The sequence below is a fragment of the Hyphomicrobium sp. 802 genome (assembly GCF_000526135.1).
GTDB lineage: Bacteria > Pseudomonadota > Alphaproteobacteria > Rhizobiales > Hyphomicrobiaceae > Hyphomicrobium_B.
Map to the genome: position 1 here is coordinate 3929760 of NZ_JAFM01000001.1, position 17178 is coordinate 3946937.

17 protein-coding genes and 1 tRNA gene are annotated in these 17178 nt (G+C 59.9%); 10 read left to right on the forward strand and 8 right to left on the reverse strand.

From position 1 onward, the window contains the following. Positions 1-97 precede the first annotated feature (97 nt). The 3 genes from fumC (at position 98) to HYP802_RS0119985 (ending at position 2147) form a co-directional block, all read left to right on the forward strand. On the forward strand, positions 98-1489 hold the full coding sequence (gene fumC / locus HYP802_RS0119975; RefSeq protein WP_024276405.1) for a class II fumarate hydratase: 1392 nt from the start codon (positions 98-100) through the stop codon (positions 1487-1489). Between the two features lie 200 nt (positions 1490-1689). Next, complete coding sequence (locus HYP802_RS0119980) at positions 1690-1917, forward strand: DUF4169 family protein (protein ID WP_013949504.1); 228 nt, start codon at positions 1690-1692, stop codon at positions 1915-1917. Next, a complete protein-coding gene (locus HYP802_RS0119985; protein ID WP_013949505.1) occupies positions 1917-2147 on the forward strand; it encodes a ribbon-helix-helix domain-containing protein in 231 nt (76 codons plus the stop codon). The genes HYP802_RS0119980 and HYP802_RS0119985 overlap by 1 nt, the downstream gene beginning before the upstream one ends. Before the next feature lie 9 nt (positions 2148-2156). Here the strand turns inward: HYP802_RS0119985 and HYP802_RS0119990 are convergent, their stop codons facing one another. Beyond that, positions 2157-2408: a hypothetical protein gene (locus HYP802_RS0119990; protein WP_024276406.1), complete on the reverse strand. Its 252-nt coding sequence runs from the start codon at positions 2406-2408 to the stop codon at positions 2157-2159. A gap of 107 nt (positions 2409-2515) precedes the next feature. After that, entirely contained in the window at positions 2516-2971 is a 456-nt protein-coding gene (locus tag HYP802_RS0119995) for a hypothetical protein (protein ID WP_013949507.1), read from the reverse strand. Positions 2972-3391: 420 nt separating this feature from the next. Between HYP802_RS0119995 and HYP802_RS0120005 the strand changes: the two genes are divergently transcribed. The 3 genes from HYP802_RS0120005 (at position 3392) to infA (ending at position 4730) form a co-directional block, all read left to right on the forward strand. Beyond that, positions 3392-3844 (forward strand): D-Ala-D-Ala carboxypeptidase family metallohydrolase, encoded by a 453-nt coding sequence (locus tag HYP802_RS0120005; protein WP_013949509.1) that lies wholly within the window; start codon positions 3392-3394, stop codon positions 3842-3844. Positions 3845-4139: 295 nt separating this feature from the next. Next, positions 4140-4346 (forward strand): cold-shock protein, encoded by a 207-nt coding sequence (locus HYP802_RS0120010; protein ID WP_013214405.1) that lies wholly within the window; start codon positions 4140-4142, stop codon positions 4344-4346. Positions 4347-4436: 90 nt separating this feature from the next. Further along, on the forward strand, positions 4437-4730 hold the full coding sequence (gene infA / locus HYP802_RS0120015; protein WP_013949510.1) for a translation initiation factor IF-1: 294 nt from the start codon (positions 4437-4439) through the stop codon (positions 4728-4730). Between the two features lie 69 nt (positions 4731-4799). Here infA and HYP802_RS0120020 read toward each other — a convergent pair whose 3' ends face one another. Further along, positions 4800-6089, reverse strand: coding sequence for an MFS transporter (locus HYP802_RS0120020; protein WP_035575852.1), 1290 nt, complete (start codon positions 6087-6089; stop codon positions 4800-4802). A 269-nt stretch (positions 6090-6358) separates the two neighbouring features. Between HYP802_RS0120020 and phaZ the strand changes: the two genes are divergently transcribed. Both phaZ and HYP802_RS0120030 read left to right on the forward strand, forming a co-directional pair. Continuing rightward, positions 6359-7741, forward strand: coding sequence for a polyhydroxyalkanoate depolymerase (phaZ, locus tag HYP802_RS0120025; RefSeq protein ID WP_024276408.1), 1383 nt, complete (start codon positions 6359-6361; stop codon positions 7739-7741). A 53-nt stretch (positions 7742-7794) separates the two neighbouring features. Further along, complete coding sequence (locus tag HYP802_RS0120030) at positions 7795-8280, forward strand: MgtC/SapB family protein (protein ID WP_024276409.1); 486 nt, start codon at positions 7795-7797, stop codon at positions 8278-8280. Here the strand turns inward: HYP802_RS0120030 and polA are convergent. Further along, positions 8277-11258: a DNA polymerase I gene (gene polA / locus HYP802_RS0120035; RefSeq protein WP_024276410.1), complete on the reverse strand. Its 2982-nt coding sequence runs from the start codon at positions 11256-11258 to the stop codon at positions 8277-8279. The genes HYP802_RS0120030 and polA overlap by 4 nt on opposite strands. A 240-nt stretch (positions 11259-11498) precedes the next feature. Here polA and HYP802_RS0120040 point away from each other — a divergent pair, with 240 nt between their 5' ends. Beyond that, positions 11499-11816 carry a hypothetical protein gene (locus HYP802_RS0120040; protein ID WP_013949515.1) on the forward strand — a complete coding sequence of 106 codons (318 nt, stop codon included), beginning with the start codon at positions 11499-11501 and terminating at the stop codon, positions 11814-11816. A 196-nt stretch (positions 11817-12012) separates the two neighbouring features. Then, positions 12013-12089, forward strand: a tRNA-Arg gene (locus HYP802_RS0120045). Positions 12090-12233: 144 nt separating this feature from the next. On the opposite strand, the gene HYP802_RS0120055 is transcribed toward HYP802_RS0120045, so the two are convergent. The 4 genes from HYP802_RS0120055 to HYP802_RS0120070 all read right to left on the reverse strand — a co-directional run bounded on the left by HYP802_RS0120055 (position 12234) and on the right by HYP802_RS0120070 (position 17087). Beyond that, positions 12234-12914, reverse strand: coding sequence for a type 1 glutamine amidotransferase (locus tag HYP802_RS0120055; protein ID WP_013949516.1), 681 nt, complete (start codon positions 12912-12914; stop codon positions 12234-12236). Positions 12915-12960: 46 nt separating this feature from the next. Further along, positions 12961-13899 carry a carbon-nitrogen hydrolase family protein gene (locus HYP802_RS0120060; RefSeq protein WP_024276411.1) on the reverse strand — a complete coding sequence of 313 codons (939 nt, stop codon included), beginning with the start codon at positions 13897-13899 and terminating at the stop codon, positions 12961-12963. Between the two features lie 44 nt (positions 13900-13943). Next, on the reverse strand, positions 13944-15395 hold the full coding sequence (locus tag HYP802_RS0120065) for a glutamine synthetase family protein (protein ID WP_013949518.1): 1452 nt from the start codon (positions 15393-15395) through the stop codon (positions 13944-13946). Positions 15396-15485: 90 nt separating this feature from the next. Next, entirely contained in the window at positions 15486-17087 is a 1602-nt protein-coding gene (locus HYP802_RS0120070; RefSeq protein WP_013949519.1) for an APC family permease, read from the reverse strand. Positions 17088-17178: the final 91 nt, after the last annotated feature.

Consider the following 17178-nt stretch of genomic DNA (forward strand, 5'->3'; position numbering starts at 1 on the left):
AACCCCGTAGTCGCATTCGAAACAACTCGACAAAGCGGCTTCCATGCGCGACGAAGCACGCATTTTCCGGCATCCGAACGAAGAATGGACCGATCTCATGACCAAGACGCGCACTGAAACCGACACCTTCGGACCCATCGACGTTGCCGCGGACCGATATTGGGGTGCGCAGGCCCAGCGCAGTCTCGGCAATTTCAAGATCGGCTGGGAAAAGCAGCCAGCCCCGATCGTACGCGCCCTCGGCATCGTCAAGCGCGCTGCAGCCGAGACGAACATGGCGCTCGGCCGACTCGACCAAAAAATCGGCGACGCCATAGTCAAGGCGGCGCAGGAAGTCATCGACGGCAAGCTCGACCAGCACTTCCCTCTCGTCGTCTGGCAGACGGGCTCGGGCACGCAGTCGAACATGAACGCCAACGAGGTGATCTCGAACCGCGCCATCGAAATGCTCGGCGGCGAGATGGGCTCGAAGAAGCCGGTGCATCCGAACGATCACGTCAATATGAGCCAGTCGTCGAACGACACCTATCCGACGGCGATGCATATCGCGTGCTCGGAGGAAGTCGTTAACCGGCTGATCCCGGCGCTCAAGAAGCTTCAAGGTGCGCTCGACGACAAGGCCAAGGCGTGGGCGAAGATCATCAAGATCGGGCGCACACATACGCAGGACGCGACACCGCTGACGCTCGGCCAGGAATTCTCCGGTTATACCCAGCAGGTAGAGAACGGCATCGAGCGCATCGAGCAAACCTTGCCGAAGCTGATGGAACTCGCGCAGGGCGGCACCGCCGTCGGCACCGGCCTCAATGCACCGAAGGGCTTCGCGGAAATGGTTGCGGAGCGGATTGCGACCATCACCAGCATGCCATTCAAATCGGCGCCGAACAAATTCGAAGCGCTCGCCGCGCACGACGCCATGGTCTTCACGCACGGCGCGATCAACACGGTTGCGGCGTCCCTGTTCAAGATCGCGAACGATATCCGCCTGCTCGGATCGGGTCCGCGCTCAGGCCTCGGCGAGTTGTCGCTGCCTGAAAACGAGCCGGGCTCGTCGATCATGCCGGGCAAGGTTAACCCGACGCAATGCGAAGCGCTGACCCAGGTCTGCATTCAGATTTTCGGCAACAACGCCGCAATCTCGTTCGCCGGCAGCCAAGGTCATTTTGAACTCAACGTCTACAATCCGGTGATGGCCTATAACTTCCTGCAATCCGTCCGCCTGATGAGTGATGCAGCGGTGTCGTTCACCGACAACTGCGTCGTCGGCATCGAACCGCGGGAAGACAACATCAAGGCGGGGCTCGAGCGCTCGTTAATGCTTGTGACGGCGCTCGCACCGAAGATCGGTTACGATAACGCCGCCAAAATCGCGAAAACCGCGCACAAAAAGGGCACGACGCTGCGCGAGGAAGCCGTCGGCGGCGGCTATGTAACAGACGAAGAGTTCGATGCCATCGTGCGTCCGGAAAAAATGATCGGACCGGAGTGACGATTTAAAATCGTTCTATCTGTGTGCGTCCGCTGAGGCACACCGACGACGTCTCTGAACGAATGCTGAAACCGAAACGCGTTGCGACCGAACGGCACTCGCGCAATAAAATGTGCGCGAGTGTTTGACGACTTTGCGCAGGTGCTCCTAAAATAGCGCGAAGCCAGGATGCGATTTGCATCCCATGCGGAGAGCATTTTATGACCGCCGAGATCATCAATCTCAACAAGGTCCGTAAAGCCCGCGAGCGCGCCGACCGCGAACGGGAGGCGCACGAGAACCGGCTTAAGTACGGGCAATCGAAGGCTGAACGCAGTCTCGCCGATGCGCAGCAGCGCAAGACGCAAGGCGAACTCGACGGCGCGCGGCGCGACGATAACAGTCCGGCGGAAGACGCTGACGACTTCGATCCCAGCACCGCCTCGTAATGAGGCCTGAGAAGCGCTCGTTCTCGATCCAGGGCCACCGCACATCGATTTCGCTGGAGAGCGCGTTCTGGGTCGCACTCAAGGAAGCCGCGGCTGAAGACGGCATGACGCTCGCAGGCCTCATCAATTCCATAGATAAAACTCGTGGTGAGGCTGGGCTTTCGAGCGCTGTGCGCGTTTGGTTGCTGGAGCGGCTCAAAGCGCGCGCGCAGCCAGCGGCCGATCGCTAACGCCCTTCATCAGCGTTGCTTTTGCAGGCGCTGGCGCTCACGGAACTCGATGTCTGGTGGCCGTGACGAACCGGTGTCGCACCAGGGATTGCCATAGTAACCGTAACGGCCGTTGATCGGCACGCAATCACGTTCGGCGCGGGGCGCGGGCTTCTGCCAGGTGTGTTTGGCTTTGGAGCGCGGCTTATGCGTCGCCTCTGCCGGTGATGAGACGGCAAAGGCTGCAACGGCAGCGGCTAGTGCAATCGATAATCCTCGCATGCCCGACCTCGCTTAAAATGCGCGGCGCACGTCACAAACGGGAGTTGCGCCGCACCGGAGGTAAGCATTGGCGCGACGGATGAACAGTCGCCGCGCCGCAAAAATGCTTAAGGCAGACGGCCCCAGCTGAAGAGACCGTAGAACCATGCCGTGACCGCGCCGAATCCTGCCGACATGCACAGGATGGGCACGATCTGACTGACGTCACCCTCAAGCAGCGGCGAAGGTTTTCCTGCGAGGTACGGCACGACGATGAATGCGCCGATGAGTGCCGGACCGAAAAGGCCGAGGATGGCGCCGCGGATCGTCATCATGCCGATCGGCTTCCAGCCCAGGAGAAAACCGAAGAGTGCGCCCCAGAGCCCGGCCGTGATGCCGTTGCCAATCATCCAAGGCAGCACAACCGAAGGAATGAGGAGGCTCGGCATCGGCCGAAGGCTCCAAGGTTCGGCGTCCCACCCGGTCCAGTAGTGAACGAAAAACCAGCTGATCGCCTCTTGCACGGTCGCGGCGGCGATCACGCCTGCGATGAAGCCCAAACCCAAGCTCTTCAAGACATTCATGGCCGTGTCCCCCTTCCAGATGTCCCCTTTTTACGTGTGACGCTCCCCACACTGTCTTGCTACTCTGCTTGGTCGGCCAAATCCATTGTCCGATGCTCAAAATGCGGATTTCGAGCCGCCATTGTCCGCATGCGGCAACGGTTCAAGCCTCGGCGACGCGAACGGCCTCATTTTCGCCTATTCGCTACGGCTTTCAGGGCGCGCCGCACAAAAGGTGCCGCTTATCCACAGGATGGGCACCGCAATCTCGGACGAGATTTGAAAACGGGGGCGGCGCGTCCGGGGGGCTGGCGCTTGCGGTTCCCTGCTTATCCCAATCGCTTGGCCATTCGAGCCTGAGCTCGCCAAAGCCGCGTCGCACCGACGCGGAGCGGACCCGATTGGGCTTTTTCCCATCACTCAACCAAACGAGGACTTCCCATGCGTAAGGGAACGATTGCCGTGCTTTCTCTTGTACTTGCCGCCACAACGTCAGGTGTCGCCGACGCCCGACCAGACAAGGACGACGGCGACCATTATCGAGATCGGGCCATGACGAGCCGCAAGATTGCGCGTCTCTCGGGTACATCGACTGCGTGTCTGACATCGGAGGCTCGCAACCTCCTCGCGCGTATCCGCGGACAGTTTGGCAACGTCCAGATCGTCTCGACCTGCCGGCCGGGTGCGCGTATTGCCGGTACGGGACGGCCGTCCCGTCACGCCTCGGGACAAGCGATCGACTTCCGCGTGCCGGGCCGCAAGGCTGAGGTCGTGCGTTGGCTTATCGCCAACCACCGGAACGGGGGCGTCATGACCTACCGGGACATGGACCATATCCACGTCGACGTCGGACCTCGGTTCGTGGCGCTGAATGCCGCCAGCGGGCGCAGCTAAAGGTTGAAGGTGGGAATATGGTTTCCCGCCTGCCTTTCCTCCGGGCGCCGCATATGGTTTGCGAAGACGATCGGAAACGCCCCGCATTTCAAAGCTATTTTGATCTCGGAAGGGGGTGCCCGAAGGCTGCGACGATCTTGCCTTTCTCACAGGACCAAGGCATATAAGTCGCCGTCGAACACGCCTTGGCTTACTCTTACCAGCGCTACCGCCTGCCCTAAGACGTCTCCATCGCGCGATTTGATTAGCCTCCGGTGTTTAACCGGGGAATTTATGTTTGCTTTGGAGGCAATTGATGTCGAACGGGACTGTGAAGTGGTTCAATGGTCAGAAGGGCTATGGCTTCATTCAGCCGGAAGAAGGTGGGAACGATGTGTTCGTCCACATTTCCGCTGTTGAGCGTGCAGGCCTTCAGTCGCTCCGCGAAGGCCAGAAGATCTACTTCGAAACCGAGCGTGGACGTAACGGCAAAATCGCTGCCGTGAACCTGCGTCCGCTCTAAGGTTTTCGAAACCACTCCACTCATGCGGGGAGCAGCTCGGCTGCTCCCCGCTTTTCTTATTCGGAAAAGAAACAACGATCGGGAGATCGAATGGCTAAAGAAGAGATGCTCGAGTTCGAAGGCGTGGTGGACGAAGTTCTGCCGGACGCCCGCTGCCGCGTGAAGCTCGACAATGGGCATGAAGTGATTGCCTACACATCCGGTCGCATGAAGAAGAACCGCATCCGCATTCTCGCTGGTGACCGTGTGACGGTCGAGATGACGCCCTACGACTTGACCAAGGGCCGCATCAATTTCCGTCACAAGGACGGACGCCCGCCGATGGGCGATGCTTCTGGCGCCTCGCGCACGAGTGGCGGACCTCCGCGCCGCGGCGGACGCTAATCAAGACCAACGGCTGCACCGTCATTACGGCGACGCAGCGTCTAACTTCTGACGGCCCCGAAGCGCTGCTCAGGCGCGAGTGACGATCTCGGAGGCCCGTCTTTTGTGATCTGCGCCGAGGCGCTGCGCGATCCACAACCAAGCGGCGGCAGCCGGAACGGCGACGGCGCCCATTGCGCCTCCGGCAAAGCCAAGGCCTCCGCCGAGCAACGCATAGAGCCAGCCCGATGCTGCGTCGCCGCCGCGAAACACAACGGTGTCGATGAAATTCTGCACCTTGTATTTCTCGTCCGGGCTCGCGAGCGTGTAGATCAGCTTGATCGCGGGATTGGCGAGCGCGAACGCCACGATGCGCTCGGCGACCATGACGGCGGCGACGATGCCGAGCGCAGCATCGAACGACAACATCAGCACACCGATCGCGCCCGTCACCGGCAATGCAAGCAATGCCGCCGTCACGCCAAAGCGTTTCAGAATGCGCGCCGTGCCGAACACTTCGATCAGGAACGTCACGATACTGACGACAAGATCGCGGCCGGAGAAAAACAGGACACGGTCTGCGTTGCTCGAGATCGACGTTGCGACGAGGCGTGCCTGCTCAAGATAAAAGAACGTACCGATGACGTTCGCGATGAAAATGAAAAGTGCGATGCGCGCGAACATCGGCGTCGTAAACACCTTGATGGCGCCGTCGAGAATGCCGCCGCCAGCGGGCTCGGTTTCACCGCCCGTTGCTTCCGGCGGTTTGATACGGCGCAACAGCAGGCTGGCGATCATCGCGGCCAACAGCAAGACCGCCGAAACGAGCATCAGATCGACGGGCGCGAAAATGCGCACGAGCCCTTGCGTGATCAGGGGACCGGCCAGCGCACCTGCGGTACCGCCGGCTGAAATGAAGCCGTAAAGCCGTTTCGCTGCGTCGTGCGACCAGAGCTCCGACATCAAGCTCCAGAACAGCGACACGACGAAGAGATTGAAGACACTGCCCCATACAAAAAACGTTCCCAGCGCCGCGTGATTTTCCGGCGCCGCCTTTAGCGCCAGCCAGAAGGCAACCAGATTGGCGACGAAGAATGCGTAGATCGCCGGCAGCACGTAGCGGCGCGGAAAGCGGGCAGCGACAAAGCCAAAGAGCGGCACCAGCGCCAACATCACGAAGAAGACGATGGTAAAAAGCTGGTGGAGAGAATCCTTGCCTAAGGCGACGCCGATTTCATCGCGCACCGGGCGGATGACGTAATAGGCGGACAGCAACGCGAAAAACATCGCAAAGGACGCGAGAAGCGCCGCAACCTCGTCAGGCGCGACATTAACGAAACGGCGCAACCACCGCGGCGACCCAGAAAGTTCTGTCGGCATTGTTCCCCGCGGCACGGACGAGGGAACCCTCTTTGCCTAAACGGAACAATCAATCAAGGCTGCGCGTCTTTACGATGGTGCGCCGCAATCGGAAAGCACCCGAGTGTACCCTTTATGCATGGGGATGCTTAGTCGTTAGGCTCATGAACTATTTCTAGATTGTGACGATGTATAATCGTTCTATACTTATGCAATGCAGCAACAACGCGCTGCACTGCGACGTGGTCGAAGCCCCCAAAGACCATAAAAAACAAAGGGTTGGGAACGATATGAACTATTATGCCTATGAAATGGCCCATGCGTTCATGTCCCCGGTGCGATTCGGCGTTCAGGCTTTGCGGCAGACGCTGGGATGGCCCCTTAATCCAATGGGGTACACGACGGCCGGCAAGAACATGATTGCCGCCTGCGAGGTGTTCGAGAACATCACGCGGCGCTATGGCAAGCCCGAATTCGGCATCGGCAGCGTACAGCTCGCGGGTCTTAAGGTGCCGATCCGCGAAGAGATCGCGCTCTCCAAGCCTTTCTGCAATCTCATCCATTTCGCGCGCGATGAAACCGTCACGGGCAAACGCTACGATCCGAAAGTGCTCATCGTGGCACCAATGTCGGGCCACTACTCGACGCTGCTGCGCGGCACGGTCGAAGCCATGCTGCCCGAGCACGATGTCTACATCACCGATTGGTCGGATGCGCGGAACGTTCCCCTCGCCTCCGGTCAATTCGATTTCGATGATTTCGTCGATTACCTGATCGAGTTCATGAGCTTCATCGGCACCAACACGCATGTGATTGCGGTGTGCCAGCCGGCCGTTCCGGCGCTCGTCGCAGCGGCCGTGATGGCGGCGCGCGGCGAGCAGTGTCAGCCGTCGTCTCTGGTGCTTATGGGCGGGCCGATCGACACCCGGCGCAATCCGACGAAGGTCAACGATCTGGCCGCGCAGAAATCGCTTGCATGGTTCGAGAACAACGTCATTTCGACGGTGCCTTTCCCGCACGCGGGCTTCATGCGGCCTGTCTATCCGGGCTTCATGCAGCTCACCGGCTTCATGACGATGAATCTTGACCGGCACATGAATGCGCACGTCGATCTGTTCAACAACCTCGTCAAAGGTGATTGCGACAGCGTCAAGCAGCATCAGACGTTCTACGAGGAATATCTGTCGGTGATGGACCTCACCGCCGAGTTCTATCTGCAGACGGTCCAGATCGTGTTCCAGGAACACCTCTTGCCCGACAAGAAATTGATGCACCGCGGTGAGCTTGTCGATTGCGCCGCGATCCGCAAGACGGCGATCATGACGGTCGAGGGCGAACGCGACGACATCTGCGGTCTCGGACAAACCGAAGCGGCGCACGATCTCTGCCTCGGCGTGCCGACGGACGAAAAAATTCATTACGTGCAGTCCGGCGTCGGCCATTACGGCGTCTTTAACGGCACCCGCTGGCGCACGGAAATCCAGCCGCGCATTCGCGAGTTCATCCGCACGATCAACTACAAACGGCTGACCGGCGGCAAGAGCACGAAGATGCCGAGGCCGTATCGCGCGCTGAAGGACACGCCGGACGTCGCGCCCGACTGGCGGGTAAAGGCGAACGGCGTTCTAGACGCAGTCAACGGCCAGCATTCAACTTCTTCCGCCGGCGAATAGACTCTGCGCTCGTCATGTTGTGCTAACCTCATCCTTGTCAGGTTAGGATTCTCATGACGACTCCACTCGATTACTACGACATTGTCTGGCGCATGGTGGCTGCCGTCCTATGTGGCGGCGTCATCGGACTTGAGCGCGATCTACGGCGCATGCCGACCGGATTTCGGACGATGGCTATCGTCAGTCTCGGCGCTTGCGTGGCTGCGCTCGCCGGCGAACGCACCGGTGATGCAGCCGCTTTCAGCCGTATCGCGCAGGGCGTCGTGACCGGCATCGGCTTTCTTGGTGCAGGCGTCATTCTTCAGCGCGGCGACAAGATCCGACACGTCAAAGGGTTGACCACCGCGGCCGCGATCTGGCTCACGGCCGCGATTGGCTTGATGTGCGGCCTCGGCGAATTGCAATTGGCGGTCGCCGCGTCAGCGCTCGCGATTGCAGTGCTGGTCCTCGACTTCGTCGGATCGCGCATTTGGCCGAAACCCGACGCCCCGCGCGATCCGCCAGAAGAGGATACGTTCACCTCTCGCGACGGGGATTAGTGCGCCTCATCCCAGTTGTCTGCGGCCTTGGCATCGACGTGGATCGGGACGGAGAGCTTGATCGCAGGCTCGGCCGCGGTCTCCATTACGTGACGCGCGGTTGTGATGAGCGCGTCTGCCTGATCCTGCGGAACTTCGAAGACGAGTTCGTCGTGGACCTGCAGCAGCATCCGCGCCGATGACAGATTTGCGGCCACAAGAGCATCCGGCATGCGGATCATCGCCCGGCGGATAATGTCGGCGGCGGAGCCTTGGATCGGCGCGTTAATCGCCGCACGTTCAAGAAAGCCACGCATCGATGGGTTCTTGGTGTTGATCTCGGGATAATGGATGCGGCGTCCGAAAATCGTTTCGACATGGCCGTGAGCGTGCGCCTGCTTTTTCGTGGCATCCATATAGTCGCGAATGCCGGGGAAGCGTTGGAAGTAGGTCTTGATGTAATCGCCTGCTTCCTCGCGACTGATGCTGAGCTGGTTCGCTAGGCCGAACGCCGAAATACCGTAAATGATGCCGAAGTTGATCGCCTTGGCGCGGCGACGAACTTCGGCCGGCATATCCTTCACGGGCACGCCGAACATTTCTGACGCGGTCATGGCGTGAATGTCGAGGCCGTCGGCGAAAGCCTTCTTCAACTGCGGAATGTCGGCAACGTGGGCGAGCACGCGCAATTCGATCTGCGAATAGTCCGCCGAGACGAGCTTCATGCCTTTTTCAGCAATGAAAGCCGTGCGAATTTCGCGGCCTTCCTTGTTGCGGATCGGAATGTTCTGCAGGTTCGGCTCGGACGATGCCAAGCGTCCGGTCGTCGTGGAGGCGAGCGCGTAGCTGGTATGAATGCGGCCCGTTTCTGGATTGATATAAGTCGGCAGCGCGTCGGTGTACGTCGACTTGAGCTTCATCAACTGCCGCCATTCGAGCATCGTGTTGACGAGGCGACGGGCGTCGCCGTGAAGGTCTTCGTTGGCAGCAAGATCATCGAGCAGGTTGGCGCGCGTCTCCCATTGGCCGGTTTTTGTTTTCTTGCCGCCGGGAAGCTTCAGGCGATCGAACAGCAGCTCTCCGAGTTGTTTCGGCGAGCCGAGATTGAACTTGTGACCAGCGAGGCCGTAGATCTCTTCTTCGAGCTGCACAGTGCGCTGCGCGAATGTACTTGAAAGTCGCGCGAGAATATCGCGATCGACCTTGATGCCTGCGTGCTCCATCGCGACGATCACGGGAACGAGCGGTCGTTCAAGCGTCTCGTATACCGTCGCCATGTGCTCGGCGGCGAGGCGCGGCTTGAGCGCCATCCAGAGACGCAGCGTGATGTCGGCGTCTTCGGCCGCATATTCGGTTGCCTTGTCGATTGGAACGCCCGCGAACGACTTGTCGGCCTTCTTGGCGCCCGGCGCGTGCTCGATGACTTCGGAAAATGACAGGCATGTGTGGCCCAGGTGGCGTTCCGACAGAACGTCCATGCCGTGCTGGCCGCGCCCGCCGTCGAGCGCATAAGAGAGCAGCAACGTATCGTCGAACGGCGCGACCTCGACGCCATAACGCTTCAGGACCAGCACGTCGTATTTGATGTTCTGTCCGATTTTCAAAACCGATGGGTCTTCGAGCAGCGGCTTCATCAGCGCGACCGCCTCGGCAACGGCCAGCTGAGGCGGACGATTGCCGTCGCCAAAGAGATCGCCGCCGCCGGACTGATGTCCCACGGGAACGTAGCAGGCCTCGCCCGGCGTCACCGACAACGAAAAGCCGACGAGGTCGGCTTCTGTCGCGCTCAGCCGCGAGGTTTCGGTATCGAAGGCGACGAGGCCTGCGCTCTGCGCCTTGGCGATCCATGTCTCCAAGTCGGCGCGCGTCGTGACGGTCTGATAACGCGACCGGTCGACCTGCGCGCCGCGGGCAAGCGCGCTACCGGCCGCCACTGCAGCGGCGGGCGTGGCGTCTTCCGATGCAGCTTCTTCTTCTAAATCTTCGATCTTGTCGGAAAGCGTTTGCGGCTTAGCTTTCACGCTCGCACCGACTGATACGGCAAGAGGCGGCGGCGCTTCGGTGCCCAGCGCTTCGGCGATACGCTTGGTCAGCGTGTTGAATTCCATCGTGCGCAGGAAGCTCAGAAGGGCATCCGAATGCGGCTCTCGCACGCCCAGCGCTTCGATGACGGTATCGAGCGGAACGTCGTCCTTCAGCAAGACGAGTTGGCGTGAGATGCGGGCCTGTTCGGCAAACTCGATGAGCTTTTCGCGCCGCTTCGGTTGCTTGATCTCTCCGGCCCGCGCCAACAGCGTATCGAGATCGCCGTAACTGGTGATGAGTTCGGCTGCAGTCTTGATGCCGATACCGGGCACGCCGGGAACGTTGTCGACGGAATCCCCCGCGAGCGCCTGGACGTCGATAACCTTCTCAGGCGGAACGCCAAACTTCTCAATCACCTCGTCTCGGCCGATGCGTTTCGACTTCATGCCATCGAACATCGTGACGCCAGGACGCACGAGTTGCATAAGATCCTTGTCGGACGAGACGATCGTAACGTCGCCACCGGCATCGACGGCGAGCCTGGCGTAAGTCGCGATCAGATCGTCGGCCTCGTAGCCGTCGCGCTCGATGCAAGCGACATTGAAGGCTTTGACGGCATCGCGGATCAACGGGAATTGCGGCAACAGTTCTTCCGGCGGGGGCGGCCGCTGCGCCTTGTACTTGGGATAGATGGCGTTGCGAAACGTCTCGCGCCCGGCATCGAAGATGACCGCGAAGTGCGTCGGCGCTTCGGAGATTTTCGTCTCGCGCAGCAGCTTCCAAAGCATGGCGCAGAAACCGTGGACGGCGCCGACCGGCAAGCCGTCCGACGGTCGCGTCAGCGGCGGCAAAGCATGAAAGGCGCGGAAAATGTAGCCCGATCCATCGATCAGATAGATGTGGCTTCCTTTGGCGACCGGTACGGTCTCGGCCAGTTCTGAAGCTGAAGGAGATTCAATTTTCGTTTGCTGCATTGTTTCTCTGTTGGCCATGGCGGAAGCGACCAGTTGCGGTTGCGCGTCGTTTATCGAATTGCCTAGGAATATGCGCTTCGCCGCGAAATCGCGGCCATTTTCCCACGCTATCGGAACATTCTGTTGCTTGGGTCAGACGTCCGTTGACAGCGGGTCGCCCCCATGGCTGAAGTCCGCCGGTCCTTATCTAAATACCGGCCGGCAAAGTTGCAAATCGTCGCTCTTGGGAGAGTATTTGTCATGCGCACGACCGTCAAACTCGCTGCCCTCGCCGTCACTGCTGGAGCCATGGCCTCCGGCCTTGCGGCCACTGACGCCAGCGCCCTGCCGCGCTGCCGACCGCCGGTCGAAGGTACGGCATCCGCAACGGGCATCCTAGGCGCAGGAACCGAGAAAGCGCAGGTCGAGGCGCGGGAAAATTGGAAGTACACGGTCGCCCGTCTCTATGGCCGCCGCTATGCCGATTTTTACAACGCCCAGAACAAGCAATGGGATTGCAAAAAAGGCGCGATCCTGCTCGCGAAGTGTGTCGTCGTCGCCAAGCCCTGCCGGTATTGAGCGGTATTGAGAACTTACGATAATGGCGGCTTTGGCGCCCTGGCTCCAGGGTTGTAGCTCGCGCCGCCTTTGACGGGCAGCCGGGTGAGGCGTCCCGCCTCACCTCAATTTCCCGAGGATCGCCGGTTCTGCGGCCTGGGCTGCACAGCTTGGCGTTTGCGGCTGACCTTCGAATGGGCTATCAGTCTCGCCCGAAGCACCCGTAGCTCAGCTGGATAGAGCGCTGCCCTCCGAAGGCAGAGGCCAGAGGTTCGAATCCTCTCGGGTGCGCCATAGGCCCTGCGGGCCGCAGTCTACCACCACTCAAATCACGGCTTGGACGGACGTCGGCAGCGACGTCTGCCCTTCGGACCAAAAGCGTTTGCGCGAATTGCCGAAGGCCAATTGGGGCCAGAAGCGGCCATACACGACGGCATTTCACGCGAAGGCTTTTCCAGAAATCTTATCGAAAATATTGTCGAACAGCGCGAACGCCCGCTTTTCGATTTCCGCGGCGTGGTCGTCCGCGTAGCGTAAGGCGATATCGAGAGATCGCTGGTCTTCGGCGGGCATCGCGGCTCGATAGGCGCACCAATCCCGAAGCACCGCATTCGAGACTTCGGGATGGAATTGTACGCCGACGGCGTTTCCGCGTTCGAAGGCCTGCACGGTATTGTTGTCCCGCGCCAAGACTTTCATGTTGCCGGGGAGGGTAATGAAATCGCCATGCCAGCGAAGCCATGGCCCATGCCAAACCGGCGCGCTGGCAATAGCGTTTGCCATCCAGCCGCGATAGGTATGTCCCATAGGCGAGACGGTTCCCCCCAGAGCCGTTGCCAGAAGCTGAGCCCCGAAGCAGATGCCGAATACAGGCACAGCATTATCGACAAGACGCTTCATCAGCGCACGTTCCCGCGCGATCCATTGAACGTGCGTCTCGTATACGCCGCGCCGGGAGCCCAAAAACACGACGACGTCATCGACGACGTTCGAGAGATCGGTCGCGACGATGTCTTTCGGCGATAGTGTCCGTCGGCAGCTCCAGCCTTTGGCGCGGATGAATTTCTCGACGAGGCCAGCGCTGCCGTACGTACTATTTTGAATGACTGTGACTTTCATATTCCGTCCGTAGGGGCGCCTCCGATATTTGGCGTGTGCGTCTCATTCAGGGCCAGAGCTTTGCCGCGTCGAAGCGATCGCCGCGAATGCGGAGGTCGAAGATGTCCGGGCGATAGTAGTGGCCAGTGACATCGAACATCTGACGATTTTCGTAGACCGTCTTCACGTCGATCGTATGCGAGATCAGTCCCTCGACACCGGGCGAAGGCGGAATGATGACACTCCCATCCGGCGCAACCAAGGATGATCCTCCGTTGAAGATGGCATCGAAGCCTTCTGCGATGAGTTCCTGCTTGAATGGAAAATCGTCGGGAATGTCGTTCATGGATAAAAGCCCGTGAACGCTCAACGACCAGACGCGGCCTTCGCGCGCTGTCGCCGAAACAATGCCTTCGGCGACAGCGGCATTTCCCGGCCACAGACTGATGTGAAGCTCTTCGCCGCCGCAGTAGAGGGCGAAGCGCGCCATCGGCATCCAGTTTTCCCAGCAACACAGCCCGCCAACCTGAACCCCCGAGATTTGATGTGTGCGAAGTCCATGCGCATCTCCGGCGGCCCAGCATAGGCGCTCATCGTGCGTCGGCATGAGCTTACGATGGACGCCCAGCACACCTTTGCTGGCGTCGATCTTTAGCAGCGCGCAGTAAAGCGTACCGCGGCCGACGTTGCTGCCGCGTTCATTGAAACCGAGGTAGACGGACACGCGATAGTCGCGCGCCGCTTCCACGATCTCTTTCACTTCCGCGGAATCCGCTTCCATCGACGCGTCGAGAAAGCAGGCATAAGCCTCACTCTGCTTCGGATCGCCGAACGCCGCGGCATCCGTCCGGCAAAGCCAGAACGGATATCCGCTCACGAACGCCTCGGGGAACGCCAGAAGATCGATCTCCTCAGCGGCCGCCTGTTTGATCGTGTCGATGACCTTCGCGACCGTCGCACGTTTATTGAGCCAAACGGGCCGGATCTGAGCAGCGGCGATCTTCAAGGGTGTCTCCTGGAGGGTTGTTCTTAGAGAGGACGCCCGGCGCCTCAATACATCTCGAAGTATTCCTTCTGCTCCCAATCCGTGACGGCGGCGAGGAAGCGGCTGACCTCATACTCTTTAAGCATGATGAGGTAGTTCCAAAATTTCTCTCCGAGAGCGTCCTTAATGACCGCACTGTTGCGGAATCCCTCGATCGCGTCCATCAGGCTGCGCGGCAGAAGCGGCGCGTCGGCGAGATAGGCAGCGGCTGCGGGTTTGCCCGGATCCTTTTGCGTTTCGACGCCGTTGAGACCGGCGATCAATTGCGATGCGATGTAAAGATACGGGTTTGCCGTCGGCTCGCCGATGCGGTTTTCGACGCGGGACGCCGGATCGTTCGGGCGGCCGATGACGCGGATCATGGCGCCGCGGTTTTCGAGCGCCCAGCCGGCCTTGAACGGCGCGAATCCATCCGGCCTTTGCCGTTTGTAACCGTTGATTGTCGGCGTCGTCATCATCGACGTGCCAGCCGCATTCTGCAGCAGACCACCGACGTAATTCATTCCGAACGCGGAGAGCGGATTGTCACCGCCTTCGGCCATGAAGAGGTTCGTCTTGTCGGCGATGCGTCGGATCGATTGGTGCATGTGCCAGCCGCTCGGAAACACATTCGGTACCTGCGGATTGGCCATGAACGTCGCGTGATAGCCATGCCGGCGGCATATTTGTTTTACCGCCGAACGGAAGAGAAGCGCGCTGTCTGCGGCTTTCATCGCGGTCATCGGAGCGAACGTGATTTCGCACTGGCCCGGCCCCCATTCGTCCTCAACGGTTGCAAGCGGCAGGCCCAGGTCTTCCAGGTTGGACTGCAAAAGGCGCAGGACAGGGTCGATTTCATCGCCGCGGTTTTCCGTCAGATACTGATAGCCGTGCGAGATCATCGAGACCTTCGGAGGCTCGGGGGGATAGCCGCTCTCCTCGGGCCTCAGGCTCGGATCCTCGAGCTTGAAGACATAAAATTCGAACTCCAGGCCCACGAGCATTTCGAGACCTTTTTCTTCAAGGCGCTCGAGCTGGCCGCGCAGAACCTGGCGGGTCGACAACGGGCACGGCGTGCCGTTGGCAAGATAAGCGTCGCTTAGGATCCAGCCGGTATCGGGCGCCCAAGGCAGAACATGGAATGTCGAGGGATCGGGAACCAGGACCCCATCAGGAAGGCCGATCATCTCGGGCACATTGAGCTTATTGGAATCGCCGAACGGTGAGACGATCGGATGGTTGGTTGTGTCGAAAATTGCGGTGACGAGCTGGAAATCCTTGCCGCTCTTGAGACTGGAACGGAACTCCGCGGCGGTCACTGTCTTGCCGCGCACGATGCCGTGTTGATCGCCCCAGCCGATGCGGATGTATTTGATGTTTTCGCGCTCGATCCTTGCGATCAGATCGGCGGCCATGAGCTTCTGCTCTTCGCTCCACAGGCCGTGATCTTCAATGAAATGGGGTTGCTTGGCCGACATCGTGTTGCCCTTTGCTCGAGACTTGAGATCGTGATTAGACGTGGCCGGCGCAGAGCGCCGGCGCCACCAGTTGTGGAAGCCCATGGTTGTTTACTTGGCCGCTGCTGCATGTTCGGCCGATGCGAGCATTCCCTCAGGCACGCCCTGATAGATGAGCCTGCCGATCTTCTCGAATTTGGCCGGGTTCGTCGTCTTGATGAGGAATGCCCCGGCAAGGCCGACCGCGAAGATCGCGATGTCGAGTGGAATAATCCAGTCCGCAAACGCAAACCCGCCACCAAGGAACTCCATGTTCGTCGCGCAAAGATAGAGCGCGAACGCCTGCGACAGGAACGCCAGCAGTGGGGCAACGAACGTCGACCAGCGTCCGGCTTCGGATGCGTGATTGTTCTTGAAGTAGACGATGACCGCAAGCGACACGACAGCCTGGGCCGAGAGGACAAGGATCGTACCCATCAGCGCCATCAGACTGAACAGCCCGGCGTAGGCATCGGTCTGCGGGTTGTCCGAGCCAATGAAGATCGCGAACGCTGCAATCACCAGGATGGCGATCGCGGACTGAACGATCGAGGCGACATAGGGCGTCTTGTGGACGACATGCGTGCGCGCCAGTGCCTTCGGGAAGACGCCTTCGCGGCCCAAGGCATAAAGATAGCGCGCCGCCGTGTTGTGAAATGCCATGCCGCAGGCGAATGAGCTTGTCAGTACGAGATAACTCATCAACGACGTCACCCACGGTCCGAGCAGCTTCGTTGCCGGATCGAAGAAGAAGGTCGCGGAGTTGTTCTGCGCGGCTTCGATCAGCGAGTGAAAGTCGGGATAGGACGAGACGACCGCCCAGCTTGTGACAGTATAGAAGACGCCGAGGCAGATGACGGACACGTAGAGCGAGATGGGCACGATCTTTTTCGGATTGACCGATTCCTCGGCATAGTTCGGGGCCATTTCAAAACCGACCCACGACCAGAAGGCGAAGAACAGTCCGATACCGGCGGCGCCGCCAAGCAGCTTGCCGTCGGGCGCGAAGCCCTGGAATGCGGCAAGGGGGTTGAGTGCCGATGCGGAGACGGCGACACCGTGGCCCGCATGGGCGAAGATACCCAGATCAAAGAACAGCAGAATGAGAACTTCCGCCACCAAAGCGACGCCGAGCAGCGCCGCCGATAGTTGAACCTCGAAATAGGTGAGCACGGAGATCAGTACGACCATGCCGACGGCAAGCGGTGCCCACGGCACGTTGATACCGAATAGCTCGTTTAGCTTGAGGTTCAAGAAGTAGGAAAGACCGCCCGCAAGCGCCGGTTCGAAGATCGCATAGGCGGCAACAGCACAAAAGCCGAAGGCCATGCCGAGTTCGCGGCCTAGCCCGTGGCTTATGAAGGAATAGAAGCCGCCGACAGCGGATACTTTTGATGCCATCGCCGCATAGCCGACGGAGAAAAGCAAAAGGATCAAGGTGGCGACGAGAAACGCCGCGGGCGCGCCGTAACCGTTGCCGTTGCCGACGACGATTGGAATGTTCAGGAGGCTCGCGGTCATTGGCGCCGCGCCCGTCAGCGTTAGAAACAGAACGCCGACGAGCCCTACCGCCTTTGGTTTCAGGAGTTGGAGGTCTTTTTGCTTTGTTACGTCGAACGATGAGCCGCCGGCCGCTTCCGCGGTGGCTTTGCCACTTTCTACAGACGGATACATGTGCATTCCCCTGCTTAGTTTTGGGGTTCCCTCGCGGACCCCTTCCAGCAAGCGCTTTGCAAGCGATGTACCAAATTAAACAGAATTTGCA

Bases quoted from the DNA above. Each gene is read 5' to 3' on its own strand.
- fumC (WP_024276405.1), top strand. From the start codon at position 98: ATGACCAAGACGCGCACTGAAACCGACACCTTCGGACCCATCGACGTT.
- HYP802_RS0119980 (WP_013949504.1), top strand. From the start codon at position 1,690: ATGACCGCCGAGATCATCAATCTCAACAAGGTCCGTAAAGCCCGCGAG.
- HYP802_RS0119985 (WP_013949505.1), top strand. From the start codon at position 1,917: ATGAGGCCTGAGAAGCGCTCGTTCTCGATCCAGGGCCACCGCACATCG.
- HYP802_RS0119990 (WP_024276406.1), bottom strand. From the start codon at position 2,408: ATGCGAGGATTATCGATTGCACTAGCCGCTGCCGTTGCAGCCTTTGCC.
- HYP802_RS0119995 (WP_013949507.1), bottom strand. From the start codon at position 2,971: ATGAATGTCTTGAAGAGCTTGGGTTTGGGCTTCATCGCAGGCGTGATC.
- HYP802_RS0120005 (WP_013949509.1), top strand. From the start codon at position 3,392: ATGCGTAAGGGAACGATTGCCGTGCTTTCTCTTGTACTTGCCGCCACA.
- HYP802_RS0120010 (WP_013214405.1), top strand. From the start codon at position 4,140: ATGTCGAACGGGACTGTGAAGTGGTTCAATGGTCAGAAGGGCTATGGC.
- infA (WP_013949510.1), top strand. From the start codon at position 4,437: ATGGCTAAAGAAGAGATGCTCGAGTTCGAAGGCGTGGTGGACGAAGTT.
- HYP802_RS0120020 (WP_035575852.1), bottom strand. From the start codon at position 6,089: ATGCCGACAGAACTTTCTGGGTCGCCGCGGTGGTTGCGCCGTTTCGTT.
- phaZ (WP_024276408.1), top strand. From the start codon at position 6,359: ATGAACTATTATGCCTATGAAATGGCCCATGCGTTCATGTCCCCGGTG.
- HYP802_RS0120030 (WP_024276409.1), top strand. From the start codon at position 7,795: ATGACGACTCCACTCGATTACTACGACATTGTCTGGCGCATGGTGGCT.
- polA (WP_024276410.1), bottom strand. From the start codon at position 11,258: ATGCAGCAAACGAAAATTGAATCTCCTTCAGCTTCAGAACTGGCCGAG.
- HYP802_RS0120040 (WP_013949515.1), top strand. From the start codon at position 11,499: ATGCGCACGACCGTCAAACTCGCTGCCCTCGCCGTCACTGCTGGAGCC.
- HYP802_RS0120055 (WP_013949516.1), bottom strand. From the start codon at position 12,914: ATGAAAGTCACAGTCATTCAAAATAGTACGTACGGCAGCGCTGGCCTC.
- HYP802_RS0120065 (WP_013949518.1), bottom strand. From the start codon at position 15,395: ATGTCGGCCAAGCAACCCCATTTCATTGAAGATCACGGCCTGTGGAGC.
- HYP802_RS0120070 (WP_013949519.1), bottom strand. From the start codon at position 17,087: ATGTATCCGTCTGTAGAAAGTGGCAAAGCCACCGCGGAAGCGGCCGGC.